At 54.6% G+C, this 13,743-nt stretch carries 15 protein-coding genes and 1 tRNA gene; 10 read left to right on the top strand and 6 right to left on the bottom strand.

Going from position 1 to position 13,743, the window contains the following annotated elements; translation table 11 throughout:
- Positions 1 to 16 precede the first annotated feature (16 nt).
- Together otnI and ACOSDR_RS12730 are read left to right on the top strand one after the other, a co-directional pair.
- Positions 17 to 796 carry a 2-oxo-tetronate isomerase gene (gene otnI / locus ACOSDR_RS12735; protein ID WP_420731518.1) on the top strand — a complete coding sequence of 260 codons (780 nt, stop codon included), beginning with the start codon at positions 17 to 19 and terminating at the stop codon, positions 794 to 796.
- Entirely contained in the window at positions 793 to 1,410 is a 618-nt protein-coding gene (locus tag ACOSDR_RS12730) for a hydrolase (RefSeq protein ID WP_420731517.1), read from the top strand. The genes otnI and ACOSDR_RS12730 overlap by 4 nt, the downstream gene beginning before the upstream one ends.
- On the opposite strand, the gene ACOSDR_RS12725 is transcribed toward ACOSDR_RS12730, so the two are convergent.
- The 3 genes from ACOSDR_RS12725 to ACOSDR_RS12715 form a co-directional block, all read right to left on the bottom strand.
- On the bottom strand, positions 1,381 to 3,201 hold the full coding sequence (locus ACOSDR_RS12725) for a patatin-like phospholipase family protein (RefSeq protein WP_420731516.1): 1,821 nt from the start codon (positions 3,199 to 3,201) through the stop codon (positions 1,381 to 1,383). The two genes, ACOSDR_RS12730 and ACOSDR_RS12725, sit on opposite strands and share 30 nt — an antisense overlap.
- 64 nt (positions 3,202 to 3,265) lie before the next feature.
- Positions 3,266 to 3,994 carry an RlmE family RNA methyltransferase gene (locus ACOSDR_RS12720; protein WP_420723837.1) on the bottom strand — a complete coding sequence of 243 codons (729 nt, stop codon included), beginning with the start codon at positions 3,992 to 3,994 and terminating at the stop codon, positions 3,266 to 3,268.
- 42 nt (positions 3,995 to 4,036) lie between these two features.
- Positions 4,037 to 4,111 (bottom strand) — tRNA-Gln (locus tag ACOSDR_RS12715).
- 182 nt (positions 4,112 to 4,293) lie between these two features.
- Between ACOSDR_RS12715 and ACOSDR_RS12710 the strand changes: the two genes are divergently transcribed.
- The 6 genes from ACOSDR_RS12710 to ACOSDR_RS12685 all read left to right on the top strand — a co-directional run bounded on the left by ACOSDR_RS12710 (position 4,294) and on the right by ACOSDR_RS12685 (position 8,623).
- On the top strand, positions 4,294 to 4,881 hold the full coding sequence (locus ACOSDR_RS12710; protein ID WP_420723836.1) for a glutathione peroxidase: 588 nt from the start codon (positions 4,294 to 4,296) through the stop codon (positions 4,879 to 4,881).
- Positions 4,882 to 5,002: 121 nt separating this feature from the next.
- On the top strand, positions 5,003 to 5,695 hold the full coding sequence (locus ACOSDR_RS12705; RefSeq protein ID WP_420723835.1) for a glutathione S-transferase family protein: 693 nt from the start codon (positions 5,003 to 5,005) through the stop codon (positions 5,693 to 5,695).
- Positions 5,696 to 6,103: 408 nt separating this feature from the next.
- Complete coding sequence (locus ACOSDR_RS12700) at positions 6,104 to 6,328, top strand: DUF1127 domain-containing protein (protein ID WP_420723834.1); 225 nt, start codon at positions 6,104 to 6,106, stop codon at positions 6,326 to 6,328.
- A gap of 323 nt (positions 6,329 to 6,651) precedes the next feature.
- Complete coding sequence (locus tag ACOSDR_RS12695) at positions 6,652 to 6,879, top strand: DUF1127 domain-containing protein (protein ID WP_420723833.1); 228 nt, start codon at positions 6,652 to 6,654, stop codon at positions 6,877 to 6,879.
- 362 nt (positions 6,880 to 7,241) lie between these two features.
- On the top strand, positions 7,242 to 7,802 hold the full coding sequence (locus ACOSDR_RS12690) for a cold-shock protein (RefSeq protein WP_420723832.1): 561 nt from the start codon (positions 7,242 to 7,244) through the stop codon (positions 7,800 to 7,802).
- Complete coding sequence (locus ACOSDR_RS12685) at positions 7,799 to 8,623, top strand: class I SAM-dependent methyltransferase (protein WP_420723831.1); 825 nt, start codon at positions 7,799 to 7,801, stop codon at positions 8,621 to 8,623. Before ACOSDR_RS12690 ends, ACOSDR_RS12685 begins: the two co-directional genes overlap by 4 nt.
- Here ACOSDR_RS12685 and ACOSDR_RS12680 read toward each other — a convergent pair.
- A complete protein-coding gene (locus tag ACOSDR_RS12680) occupies positions 8,611 to 9,030 on the bottom strand; it encodes an acyl-CoA thioesterase (RefSeq protein ID WP_420723830.1) in 420 nt (139 codons plus the stop codon). The two genes, ACOSDR_RS12685 and ACOSDR_RS12680, sit on opposite strands and share 13 nt — an antisense overlap.
- Positions 9,031 to 9,148: 118 nt before the next feature.
- Between ACOSDR_RS12680 and ACOSDR_RS12675 the strand changes: the two genes are divergently transcribed.
- Both ACOSDR_RS12675 and ACOSDR_RS12670 read left to right on the top strand, forming a co-directional pair.
- Positions 9,149 to 10,942: a sensor histidine kinase gene (locus ACOSDR_RS12675; RefSeq protein WP_420723829.1), complete on the top strand. Its 1,794-nt coding sequence runs from the start codon at positions 9,149 to 9,151 to the stop codon at positions 10,940 to 10,942.
- Positions 10,939 to 12,303: a sigma-54-dependent transcriptional regulator gene (locus tag ACOSDR_RS12670; RefSeq protein WP_420731515.1), complete on the top strand. Its 1,365-nt coding sequence runs from the start codon at positions 10,939 to 10,941 to the stop codon at positions 12,301 to 12,303. The genes ACOSDR_RS12675 and ACOSDR_RS12670 overlap by 4 nt, the downstream gene beginning before the upstream one ends.
- A 26-nt stretch (positions 12,304 to 12,329) precedes the next feature.
- Here ACOSDR_RS12670 and ACOSDR_RS12665 read toward each other — a convergent pair whose 3' ends face one another.
- Both ACOSDR_RS12665 and ACOSDR_RS12660 read right to left on the bottom strand, forming a co-directional pair.
- Complete coding sequence (locus tag ACOSDR_RS12665; RefSeq protein WP_420723827.1) at positions 12,330 to 12,848, bottom strand: CoA-binding protein; 519 nt, start codon at positions 12,846 to 12,848, stop codon at positions 12,330 to 12,332.
- Positions 12,845 to 13,630 (bottom strand): enoyl-CoA hydratase, encoded by a 786-nt coding sequence (locus tag ACOSDR_RS12660; protein WP_420731514.1) that lies wholly within the window; start codon positions 13,628 to 13,630, stop codon positions 12,845 to 12,847. The genes ACOSDR_RS12665 and ACOSDR_RS12660 overlap by 4 nt, the downstream gene beginning before the upstream one ends.
- Positions 13,631 to 13,743 lie beyond the last annotated feature (113 nt).

Raw genomic sequence — 13,743 nt, 5'->3', positions numbered from 1 at the left:
AGGATGATAATCCCCTATGCCCCGCTTTGCGGCGAATATTTCCATGCTGTTTACGGAACTGCCCTTTCTGGAACGGTTTGAGGCCGCCCGCGACGCTGGATTTAGTGGGGTAGAGTTCCTCTTTCCCTATGACTTTCCCCTTGATGAGATATCAGACGCCCACAAAAAAAGCGGCCTGACCCAGGTTCTGTTCAACCTGCCCGCCGGGGATTGGAAGCGCGGGGATCGGGGGATCGGCGCCCTGCCCGGCCGCGAGGCTGAGTTTGAAAGAGGCTTTCACCTGGCCCTGACTTACGCGAACGCCTTATCCTGCAAGAAACTCCACGTCATGTCCGGGATCGCGCCAACAACTCTGGACGACCGGGTCAATCTATCCGCGCTTGAAGGCAATTTACGCCGTATCGCGCCACAAGCGGCCAAACATGGCATCACCCTGATGCTGGAACCGATCAATACCAGGGACATGCCCGGCTATGTCCTGAACAAGACGGAACAGGCTTTCCGCATTATGGGCAATGTCCCGGCCCAGAATATAATGCTGCAACTGGACCTGTATCATCGACAGATCATGCAGGGAGACCTGATCGCCACGATTGAGCGTCATATCCAGAAAATCGGACATATCCAGATCGCCGGGGTCCCCAGCAGAAATGAACCTGATACTGGAGAGATCAACTATCCTTATATTTTTCAACGGCTTGATGAATTGGGATATGATGGATGGGTCGGGTGCGAATACAATCCACGCGGGGACAGCTGGGCCGGACTGTCCTGGCTGGAGCCCTTTCTGTCATGAGTCGCACGCCAAAGGACACACGCGCCTGGCAACGCATGTTGAGCGGCAGGCGTCTGGATTTGCTGAACCCCAGCCCGGTTGATATTGAAATCGAGGACATCGCCCATGGCCTGTCCCGGGTAGCGCGCTGGAATGGTCAAACAACTGGGGAATGGGCGTTTTCCGTTGCCCAGCACAGTGTCATGGTCGAAGCCCTGGCGGTAGAACTGGAACCCCAGTTAAGCGTCACACACCGATTACAAGCCCTGCTGCATGATGCATCAGAATATGTCGTTGGGGATATGATTTCCCCCTTCAAGACCGCAATTGGCCTGGATTACCGCGAAATGGAAGATCGGCTGCAGCAGGCAATCCATATCCGTTTCGGCCTACCCCCCACCCTGCCTGCCAGAATCAAAAGCCTGATCAAGAAAGCAGACCTGCATGCCGCCCGGATCGAGGCGACGGGCATTGCCGGCTTTTCCGAACAAGAAGCAAGGAAGCTGTGGGGCAAGCCACCAGCGGTTAAAATCACCGGTCGCTTTGATCCCACCCCGATCCCACCAGATCAGGCCAAGGCAATGATGCTATCGCGCTTTAACAGCCTAATTCCCGCCCTCCCGCCAGTTCGTTGACGCTTGGCTGCTGGTTTCCTCTTTCACGCTTTCAGGTAGTAGCTTCGCCTCAACAAGATTATCCTTAATCGCTGTCATAACCGCCTTGACCAACCGTTTGCGCAGAAACAATTTCAGCGCAACCTTTGAGCTAACCCGGATAAAGCCCCCAAGTCCGAGTGAGTTGATAAGCGCCTTTCCGACGACCAAAACGCGATTGCCAATCCATTCCTCGATTTCCGGCAGCCGTTTCTCAAATCCTTCCGGCCAGGGCGGCGTGAAGACCGCAGCATCTGGGTTCAGCCCAATCGCGACCTTATTCCCTAATCCATCGAACAAGGGAATGATTGGCACCACCTTATGCATCTGGTCAGGATTGTTGGGGTCAGGCAAATCAAACTGCCAATAGTCGATTTGCTGTTGCGTCCACGTCCCCGCCACCAATCGATGCGTGACGGGAACGGCAAACCAACCCGATAGAAAACGCTGTGCATTCATGCGCCCCAGAATGTAATCATGATGGCGAAAGCTGATATCCAGGAAGCCGCCAAAGGCCCCTAAACTGCCGCAAGCCAGCGGCAGCTTCGCCAAGGCCTCCTGACCATTCTCATCCAATTCATACCGTCGAGGGGCAATCGCATACCGACTGGCCGAACTTTGCAGGATTGACAGGTCTTCCGCCTTAAACCGGGCCTGCTGCTTCATCGCAGTTAGCATGCGCGACAGAACATAACCAAGCCCCGCCTTTCCGTCCTTTGGTATTCCCGGATCAAATTCATTGGGGAATGGATCAATCATCACCAATTTTCGAGTAGACTTCGCCGGGTCGCGCTCATTGCGCCCAGAGCTATCGGTGATCAGATGCCGAGCCATCTCAAATGGTTCATTGTTCAGGACGCCCCCGTCGACAGTCCAATAGTCAAAATCAGTCGGCGTGTCTTCAGGAAAACAGGGGGCAATCTGGCGATCCTCAGTGCAATTATCATCCTTGCACTTCTCCAACGGAACCCGCCAAAATGCCTGCTTATAGAAGTCCATGGACGATTTGATCTGTCGAGCCTTAAGGGCGCCTGGAAATGCAGAGGTTCCCAATGCAGCCTCCCCAAGGTCCCGAAAGCTCTGATCCGCCCCACTCGTGTTGAAGTTGATGAATGTATGACCGGGCCAGTGGGGATCTTCCTCCCCAAAAACGAAACGGGCATAGTCCTTATGCATGGAAATGATATGCGCTCGCCCGGCGACCGCATTGAAGTCCAGACTATACGGGGTGCCGCGCAGGTTGGTCGTCGTCAGATAGACAGGCAGAGGTTGGCGCAGCCATTTCGGATAGGACGCGCGGGTTTTCTGGATGTTAATGGCATCATCCCGAATGCCTTCCAGGCTGTCCTTGCCAACAGTGTTCAACAGGGAGAGAAGCGGCTGGTCATCGCGCAGGTCATCATCGGCCAACAAGCCCTTCATATCGATCTTCTCAACCCAGGCCTTGTACAAGACAGAATGTTTGGCGCCCTGTTGGTATAGGGGTCCCCGCACCCCCTTCACGGAACCCCGCACAATGGAGGGAAGCAAGGCGCTGCAAATCCCCCCGGCGGATGCCCCAAGGACGGCGTCAATCGATACCTTGTGGTTGGCCGGCATATTGGGGTTCCTAGCGTCGCGAGCGGCCTCCATCGCGTCCAGCGCTTCGATCAGAAAATCCATGACCCCGGCGGTATAGGCCCCGGCAGAGACCGCCCCGGCCATCACAAGTGAAAGGTGAAAGCTTGTATCATCCTGCTGGTTCCCCGGCAGACGCGTTTCCTTCAACAACATGAGAGCCCCCTATCTGTTAGATTAGGGGTAGAAGAATATCACAACTTAAAGAAATAATTTAAAATTATTGCTCGCCATTTTCGCGGCGGAATCCGACAGCGACCACATACATTTCAGGAGATTCTTTCCGACTGGATTTCGGCTTCATATGAAAGACTTTGGTAAAGTCCTTCTTGAGGATCTGCAGCAGGTCATTTTCTGTGCCGCCTGAAAATACCTTCGCGATAAAGGTGCCATTCGGGGCCAGGACTTCGGCTGCAAAGTGGTAGGCCGTTTCCACCAGTGCCACGACGCGCAAATGATCGGTTGGGGGATGTCCTGTTGTATTGGACGCCATATCGGACATGACAATATCCGCCTGCCCGCGCAGCACGGCCTTCAATCGATCCGGCGCATCGTCGTCCATAAAATCACCGACCAGCAAGGTCGCACCGGGGATCGGGTCGCATTCCAACAGGTCGATACCAACAATACGGGCCGTCTCCCCACACCGCTCCAGGGCAACCTGTGTCCAGCCGCCGGGCGCACAACCCAGATCGACGATACGGGCATTGGGTTTCAGGAATTGATGCTTGTCGTCAATCTCTGCCAGTTTGAACGCCGCACGACCGCGATAGCCCAGGCGCTGCGCCTCCAGCACATAGGGGTCGTTCAACTGTCGCTGAAGCCACAGGGTCGAAGACAGTTTGCGCCCCCGGGCCGTTTTAACCCGAACCTGCAATCCGCGGGCATCATTGACGTTATGGTTGGTTCTTTTGCCACCACCGCCAGGACCGGTCGATTTTTTTGCCATGCTGTCCCTCAATATCCGCGCATCACCTACGCGAGGGTAAAATGGCTGGGGTGGAAGGATTCGAACCTTCGCATGCTGGAATCAGAATCCAGTGCCTTACCGCTTGGCTACACCCCAACAGGTCCATCCGATAATGTCAGGACGCGCGGGTCATACCGACTTTACCGGCACAGGTCAACGCCAACCCGTTGCAAATCTGTTACAACAATTCCCCCTGGATCAATTAGCTGCTAGTCTTACGCCAGATATCGACGCAGGATGGGCAAATCCAGTCCGAAAAGCACAGCGTAACAGGACATATGCGAAATCAATTCCTATATACCGTGGCAGGCGCCATCATTGCGACATGGTCAGCGATTCTAGGACTGTTCACCCCTATTCCAGCACAGGCGGAAACCATGCAGAAATCAGCCTATGATTTTACCTTTGCATCAATCGAAGGCGGTAACCTGCCGTTGGCGGCCTATAAGGGAAAGGCCATGTTAATCGTTAACACGGCCTCGTTTTGCGGATTTACGGACCAATACAAGGGCTTACAGGCGCTCTGGAATGAATTTCAGGATCAGGGTCTGGTCGTCATCGGCGTGCCCAGCAATGATTTTGGCAGTCAGGAACCCGGCACCGCAAATGAGATCAAATCATTCTGTGAAGGAACTTACGGCATCGACTTCCCCCTTGCCCAGAAGGTCTCGGTAAAGGGAGACCAAGCCCATCCATTTTACGCTTGGGCCGCAGCCGCAATGGGGATTGAAAAGGCACCGCGCTGGAATTTTCACAAATACCTGATCAACAGTCAGGGGGCGCTGGTTGGATCATTTCCCTCCACGGTTCGCCCATCGGATGAGGCCCTTCGATCAGAAGTCAAAGCAGCTTTGCCAAATTCGTGATCACAAATTTTATACTTTGAGGATGCGCATTCCCGGCAGGTCCGTATAGTGCGTCGCATATTCTGAAACCGCACATTCTGTACGGACACTTCACACCGATCCTGATAGGGAGACGCCAGCCATGGCCATCAGTCATTATGAACTTTGTGGCAAAGACCCTGAAATCCTGTTCAGTCCGAATGTCTGGCGCACCAAAATGGCGCTTGCCCACAAAAACTTGGACTTTGAAACCATTCCCTGGCGCTTTACGGAAAAAGACAAGATCGCCTTTTCCGGTCAAGGCAAGGTCCCTGTCATCAAAGACAATGACACAACAGTGATCGATTCCTGGGACATCGCGATCTATCTGGAAAATGCCTATCCGGATCGCCCCAGCTTGTTTGGCGGTGATGCGGGTCTGGCGGGTGTGACCTTTATTCGCCACTGGGTCGATACCGCAATATTCCCCGCCTGCGCGCCCCTGGCCGTATTTGGCGTCTGGAAATTGCTGGATGAAAAGGACCAGGCCTATTTCCGGGAAACCCGGGAAGCCCGGTTCGGCAAGGCGTTAGAGGACATTTGCGGTGACCCGGTCGAACGAATTGATGCCCTGCGCAAGGCCTTTACCCCGTTGCGCAGCATGCTGTCGCAACAATCCTATCTGGGTGGCGATGCGCCGCTATTTTCCGATCACATGGCCTTTGCGCCCCTGCAATGGCTGCGATGCGTGACAACGCATACCCTGTTTGAAGACAGTGACCCGGTTCAGGCATGGCTTGAGCGGATGTTAAAGGCCTATGGCGGCCTTGCAGGCGATGCAAAAACCATAAGATAAACCCCTCTGGCATTCAGAAAATGCCTTTCCAGTGACGCAAAAAGCCGCCTTGAGTCATTCAAAAGGATGAATCTGGCGGCTTTTTGCATCACGGGCTGGCGCACATAGACTAAAAATTCACAAAAGTTTTAAATTTTACAAATTTCCCATCAAATATCGGCAAAAAATACATAGTTAAATAAAATCAATAGCTTGCTAAAAAATTGAATTACAAACACCTTAGAACATCCTGCCATTTCTGTCGCTAAATCGATAATTTCAGACCGTCTTGTCGCTATTCCGATTTTGCATCCCCCTGACTCTATTTCTGCATTTGTATTCCGTCGCGAAAAAGCGCATTTCCCCGTCATCGCAGCGGCCACGAGGGCCCTGCACCCAGACAACTGCTTACTTTAGGGAGTGACCGTTATGACCATCCTTACCGTCGACACCAATCGTCAGGGCATCTCCCTGAAAGACATGATCGCAGACGCCGTATTCGCCGTGATCTCCTTCGCTGAATCAGCAATGGACCGCATTTCGGCAGAAATGAACCGTCGTGCGACCATCCGCCAGATCAACGGCCTGTCCGATGCCATGCTGAATGATATCGGCCTGACCCGCGGCGACGTCGAAAAATTGGTGAAAGCATAACACCATAAACGTCTTTAAGGACTAACGCTTAAGGACGGTGCGGAAAAAAGTAAAAAACCCCATCCAGAGAAATCTGTGATGGGGTTTTTGTTTGCCTGTAGAAAGTATAAATTTTTAAGTACCTTCAATATTTATCTTTTTCTTAATTTTCACAAATCCCATGCCGTATCGGCCATTCGGTTTTTGCACATGTCCCCTCTGTTTTATGCAGTTGCTTAGATTGGTCTTAAGGATCATTTCAGGCATTAACAAACGAACCATACTGGTTCCCCTGTCGCGCCCCGGAGAGCGCGCAGGAACACAAAGTCTAGGAGTGGCCTATCATGACCGTTACCGCTTTTGAATCAGCCCAGCGCGGCGTTACCGTAAAAGACATGCTGGCCCGTGCGGCCTATCAGGTCATTGCATTCGTCGAAAACGTACCCAGTGCCGTTGCGGATTACCGCGAGCGTCGCAAGACCGCAAACCAGTTGCACGCCTTGTCTGATGACATGCTGCGCGATATCGGTTTGACTCGTGGCGAGATCAATCAGTTGACCGCACGCCGCTAAGGCAATCAGGTCACCGCTCAGACGATCCCGTTTGCGTCGACTGGCATATGCCGGGCGCAGGGGAACAGCGGCTGTCGTCTTTGGACATTTTTCGTAATCCAAAGACGAGTGACAAAACCTGAGCCGCAGTTTCATGAGACCCCGCTTCATTAAAACATGATGCGGGGTTTTTCATTTGCCGCGAATCAGCCCTCAAAAATTCTTTAATCCATAGACGCGCGCGACAAAATGACCTAATATTTTCTAATGTTAGGCTTATTCTGTGCTTTTGAATAAGCTGTTAGGTCAGTCATACGGCCGTGGGGGCAATCAGAAGAACACACTCCTAGGGTCGGGGAATAGCGAAGGAGCGCAGGTTTCCCATGAATAGCCGTTTACCACCCGCAGTCGTGCAAGAGCGGGTGACCGTTCAAGTTAAATGGTTCAATCCCACCAAAGGGTTTGGGTTTGTTGTGCCGGAGGATCAGGCTGGCAGCGATGCGTTTCTGCATGCCTCGGTCCTCCCGCCAGAAGATGCCAATGGCATTGCCGAAGGGGCGACGCTGGTCTGTGATCTTGCCCAGGGAGATAAAGGCCTGATGGTCGCAACAGTCTATTCTGTTGATACCTCCACGGCGACGTCGGGACCCTCATCGGGTGGGCCACGCGCCGGTGGGTTTGGCAGTGGCTATGGCAGCCCGGATCGCCCGCCCCGTCGCCCAACGGGCCCTCCTGCGGAAAGTGGTGAGGGAACCGTCAAATTCTTCAATGATTCTAAAGGGTTTGGTTTTGTAACACCCGATAATGGCGGCGCGGATGTTTTTGTTTCCGCCCGCATATTGGGGCGTGCCGGCATTCAATCCCTGGAAAGCGACCAACGTGTCCGTTTTGAGGCACGTCCCGGCGACAAGGGGCCAATGGCCGACAAGATTGAACTGATTTGACCCTGGATCTGGAGTCCGTCCGCCAGCATTGGGATGCCAAGGCGACGGCTTGGGCCAATCATTCCGACACTCTGTCGACAATGGCGGATCGATACAATCTGCCTTTGCTGGAGGCTGCAGGGCTGAAGGCGGGCGACCATGTGTTGGATCTTGCCTCTGGCGTTGGAGAACCTGCTTTCACCGAAGCGCGACTGGCGGGTCCCGATGGGGTGGTGATTGCAACAGATCTGGCCGAAGCCATGCTGACCGCCCTGAAAGCGCGGGATACCGAAAACCTGTTGCGCCTGACCACCGCAGATATGCAGCGCCTGCCATTCTGGAATTCCTGTTTTAATCGTGTGATCTGCCGCTTTGGCATTATGTTCGTGCCAGACCCATTGAAAGCCCTGAGGGATGTCAGGCGGGTCCTGATGCCGGGCGGGCGCGCCGCATTCATGGTTTGGGGACAACGTGAAGACCAAACCATGTTCTCACTGTTATCCAATGCGGTTGAGGCCCTGACCGGAGAACCGCCGGATGACCATCACTTTCAAATCTTCAGATTTGGCGCGCCGGGTGCCCTTGCTGCTCTGTTCAAAACAGCCGGTTTTAGGGACGTGACAGAAACCTCGCACAGTTTCACGCCCCTGGCGCCCCTGGATGTCCCCTTCTGGCATGCGCCGCTGGAAATGACATTCGGGCATGTCGTGGATCGACTGTCCACACAGGAAAGACGGAAATTGGACGACGATATTCTACATCGCCTACAGGCTGTGCGGGAATCAAAAGGCTATCGTCTGTCCGCGAAACTGCACATCATTGCCGGTTGTCAAAGCATGTAATTGCCCAGTTGATCGCGCACGTCATCGGGCAGAGGGATTGGCGTAGGCCCCGTCATATCCATACAAACCGCAACACTGTCATAGGTCGCATAGCATGTATCATTGGCGGCATTGAACATCTGGGTGCGATAACCGAATGATTTCCCGCCGATGCGCGTCACGCATATTTCAAACCGCAGTGGTGTGTTCTGAGGGACAGAGTCCGCGACCACCAGATTTGCTGTTGCGGAATAGGTAGACCGATTGATCTCTCGCCGGGCCTGCTCCCCGACTCCAACGGTGTCTAAAAAGATGTCAGAGGCGCGATCACAATTGCGATAATAGAAAAAAGCCAAGGCAGTCCCGTTTTCGTCATAAAAGCCTGGTTCTTGTGTTACAAAATCCCCAGACACCTTCAAAACCGGCATTATCACCCTCCTCTATCATCGTGCAAAAGACTGACGTATGGCGCCCGTCTGTGCAATAGTCCATCCTGTGCAACAATTAAGAATGTTCTTCCACAAACCGGTTGGACCTGATCCTGAAATGAGCCGCCTGAATACCGCCACAAATCCCGACCTCAATATGGGGGCGTTCCGCCGCCGCTGGATCGCTATCCTGGTTGTCCTGGCGGTTCTCAGCGCGATCCCGCTCTTTTATCTGGCCTATGGGTATTTCACGAATGAGGAATTACAGCGCGCTCAAAACCGTGTTTCCCTGTATCGCAGCACTCTGGTCAACGCGTTAGAGCGATTTCAGCATCTTCCTTTCGTTCTGGCCCGCGATACGCATGTTTTAAAGGCGGCACGGGGTGAGGACCGCGCAGCATTAAGCGTCCGGCTGTCCCGATTTGCGGCGCAAACGGATCTGGATGCGATTTATCTGATGGATCGAACGGGATTGACCGTCAGTGCCTCCAATTATGATGCGCCGGTCACATTCCTGCACCAGAATTATGGATTCCGACCCTATTTCAAGGCCGCTCTTTCTGGTTCTCGCGGGCAATTTTATGGAATTGGTGCAACAACCTCTCTACCCGGTTTCTTCGTGGCGGAGCCTGTGCGGGATGAAATTGGCACCCCTGTGGGCGTGATTGCGATCAAGCTGGGCCTGTCCAACCTGGAAAAGTCCTGGAAGGACGGCGGTGAATTTGTCTTTGCTTCTAATGCAGATGGTGTCGTGGTTCTGTCGTCCGAGGCATCCTGGCGCTATCATACTTTAACTGAGATCGACAGCCATCGGCGCGCGGCAATCCGGGCAAATCGGCAGTTTGGATCAGAACCCCTCTCCCCCCTGGATTGGACCGTAAAGGGCGAGTCCACCGTTATTCTGGATGGCGCACATTACCTGCATGTCACAACCGCGATCCCAAAGCTGGGATGGACACTGCATTTTCTGACCGATGAAAGCCCGATCTGGCAGCGCTCCATGATGGTGGTTATCGTAATTGCGATCATAACGTCGGTGTTATTAACCATTGCACTTTTCCTGCGGTCAGAGCGTATTCGCATCGCGCTGCAGGCCTCTCAGGCCGACAGCCGCCAATTGCGTGCGACGAATGCGAAATTGGCACGGGAAATCGAGGAACGCCGAATGGCGGAGCAACGCCTGGAACGCGCCCGCTCTGAACTGGCCCGCGCCAGCAAACTGGCGGCCTTGGGCCAGCTTTCCGCCTCTGTCACCCATGAATTAGGGCAGCCAATTGCCGCGATGCGCAATTATCTGGCCGCAGCGGAATTTGATGATGACCCCAATGGTCGCAGGGACCGTTTGAACCGGCTGAATGGTCTGGTGACACGCATTGAAAGTATCTTTAACCAATTGAAATTTTTCGCAAAACCTGGTTTTTCCGGAGCCACAGATGAACGCTTGGACGAAATTGACCTGCGTGATGTCTGGACCGGCGCACAGGAGCTTCTGGATGTCGATATCCAGAATGCCGGCGTTGATTTAACCCTGTCACACCCCGGTCATCCCGTGCTGGTGCGGGGCAATCGTCTGCGGTTGGAGCAGGTTCTGATTAATCTGGTGCGCAATGCCATTGCGGCCATGGAAACCACCAACAAACGCACCCTGCATATTGATATTGATGTAAAAGGGGCTCGGGCGGTTCTGTCTGTTGCCGATAGCGGTCAGGGATTGGGCGACTATTCCCTGGAGCAATTGCAGGAACCCTTCCTGACGACCCGCGCATCGGGTGAAGGAATGGGGCTTGGCCTTGCCATATCCACTGAGATCATTAAAGAGCATGATGGGCGTCTGACAGCGCAATCCCAGCCCGACGGGGGTGCGTTATTTGCCATGGACCTGCCCCTGGCGGAACAGAAAGAAGCGGCGTGACACAAAGGCACGGAGAAGGCTATCGCGTCATCGTGGTGGATGACGACAAGGCGATGCGAGAGTCCCTGACCCATTTGTTGAGTGCCGCAAAATGGCAGGTTGAGGCATTAAGCCGCGCCGAGCAAGTCGCCACCCGAATTCCGGCATTCCAACCCGATGCAATCTTAAGCGATGTGCGTATGCCAGGCATGAGTGGCCTGGAACTGTTGAAAGATCTGTCCGCCACCCATGCGCCGCCAGTCATTCTGATTTCCGCCCATGGTGATATCCCCATGGCAGTTTCCGCCATGCAGGATGGAGCTTATAGCTTTCTGGAAAAGCCGTTTGATCCACGTCGCCTGTTGACCGCCCTGCGCCATGCCGCCGAACAGCATCGCCTGACCCTGGACACGCAACGCCTGCGCGCAGGGTTGGCCCGTCTGTCTGGATTGGATCGCGTCCTGTTGGGCAATGCGCCCGCCATTCAGAACCTGCGGGAAGATGTCCTGGACCTCAGCGAAACCGCCGTTCCCGTCATGCTGTTGGGGGAAACCGGAACGGGTAAAGAGCTGGTTGCGCGCGCATTGCATGATTTAAGCGCACGATCCGCAGGGCCTTTCATTCCCGTCAATTGTGCTGCAATCCCGGATGCCTTTTTCGAAACCTCCATGTTTGGAACAACCGCCAACGCCCAGGCTGACGCCGTTCCCGGCATTTTGGACAGCGCCGACACCGGCACGCTGTTTCTGGATGAAATCGGCGCCTGCCCGCTGCCGGTTCAGGCCAAACTGCTGCGCATTCTGGAAACGCGGGAATTCACGCCCCTGGGGTCCGCCGTGGCAAAACGGGCGGATATCCGAATTCTGTCAGCCTCCAATGAAAAGCTGGACGCCGCTGTGGCTGCGGGGAACTTTCGGGAAGACCTGTTGTATCGGTTGAACACCGTCACCCTGACCCTGCCGCCGTTGCGGGAGCGCCGGTCAGATATTCCGATGCTGTTTTCCTATTTCATGGAACAATACGCCGCGTTGTATGAAATCGATCCCCCAGACCTTGGCACCGATGATCTGGCCGCACTGCTGGCCCATGACTGGCCAGGCAATGTGCGAGAACTGCGCCACGCTGCAGAACGCCGAATCCTGGCCGCCAGACGGGGGCGGGGATCGGTGGTTGAAGCCATCCGACCCGATGGCGATTCCGCCGAAGTCCCCGATACCCTGCGCGAGGCTGTTGCCGCCTTTGAACGTCAATTGATCGGTCAGGCCATCAAAACCCATAAGGGCCGCATGGACGCGGTTGCCGAAGCCCTGGGCATCGGTCGCCGAACCCTGAATGAAAAGATCGTCAAGCTGGGCCTGAAGAAAGACGATCTGCTGACCTAGCGCACGCTATGTGGGTGCTTGGCCCTCTAGATGACCCGCTTTTTTGCCGTAATCACCCGCGTATTGATGCCGTTCCAGCCCAATTCCCCCGAAAGGCGCGCATACTCAATCTTGGGACAGCGATTCATCACCACCTTGATACCCGCAGATTCAGCCTTCTCCGCCGCCTCATAATTGATCACCCCCAATTGCATCCAGATCACCTTGGGCCGCGGCTTCAGGCTCAGCGCCTCATCAACGACGCCCGCAACCTGGTCGGATCTGCGAAAGACCTGGACCACATCAATGGGCACGTCCACGCCAGACAAGCTGGCGATCACGGTTTCCCCCAAAAGGGTCTCTCCGGCAGAGTTCGGATTGATCGGAATGACACGGAACCCTTTCTGGATCAGATACTTCATCGCGAAATAGCTGGGCCGATTCCAATTCGTGCTGGCCCCCACCACGGCATAGACCTGACTTTCCCGCAGAATATCGCGGATATAGGCGTCAGAATAATAGTCTGTGGCATGATCGAATTGAAGCGCGGTTGCTGCGGTCATCATTCATGTGTCCATAACGGGGGGCGTTTGTTGATGAAGGCGTCTATGCCTTCCTTGCTGTCGCTGTAACTCATGTTTTCCACCATCACACCACCTGTATAGGTATAGGCCTCTTCCAGCGACATTTCGATCTGGCGGTGAAAGGCTTCTTTGCCGGTTTTGAGGACCTTGTGGGATTTCGATGCGATCACATCCGCCAGGGCCTTGGTTTCCACTGCCAGGGCATCTTCTGGGACGGCGCGGTTGATCAAGCCGATGGAGACGGCCTTTTCGGCGGAAATCAATTCCCCGGTCAGCAACATCTCCATCGCCTGCTTGCGATGCACGGCCCGACTGAGCGCGACCATGGGGGTGGAGCAGAAAAGCCCGATATTGACGCCCGGCGTGCCAAACTTGGCGGTATCTGAGGCAATCGCCAGATCACAGGTGGCAACAACCTGACAGCCAGCCGCCGTCGCGATCCCCTGCACTTTCGCAATCACCGGCTGGCGCAGACGGGTGATCGCCAGCATCATCTGGGAGCATGTCTTGAACGTCTGTTCGCGAAACGCCTGACTTGGATTGGCCTGTAATTCTTTCAGATCGTGCCCCCCGGAAAAGCCACGCCCGGCCCCTTCCAGCACGACAACCGCGATGGCCGGGTCCTGATCAATTTTTGCCAGAGCCTCCAGCACCGCATTCATCAAACCAAGAGACAGCGCATTATAGGCTTTGGGCCGGTTCAACGTCAGCGTCGCGACAGCACCGTCATCCTGGCGCAGAACCAAAGGGTCTTCCGTTGGCATTCTCAGCACTCCCAACCTAAAGGATCATTGCGACAGCATCCCTGATCAGTGCAGCTTGTTCAAGTCGCGTGGCGTTGCTACCAAAAGGGATAAAACACCATTCAGGGATCAAA

Source organism: Hwanghaeella sp. 1Z406 (assembly GCF_048892425.1).
GTDB lineage: Bacteria > Pseudomonadota > Alphaproteobacteria > UBA8366 > Aestuariispiraceae > Pacificispira.
Note: the sequence above shows the minus strand (reverse complement) of the source record. Positions and strands in the feature narration are given on the sequence as shown.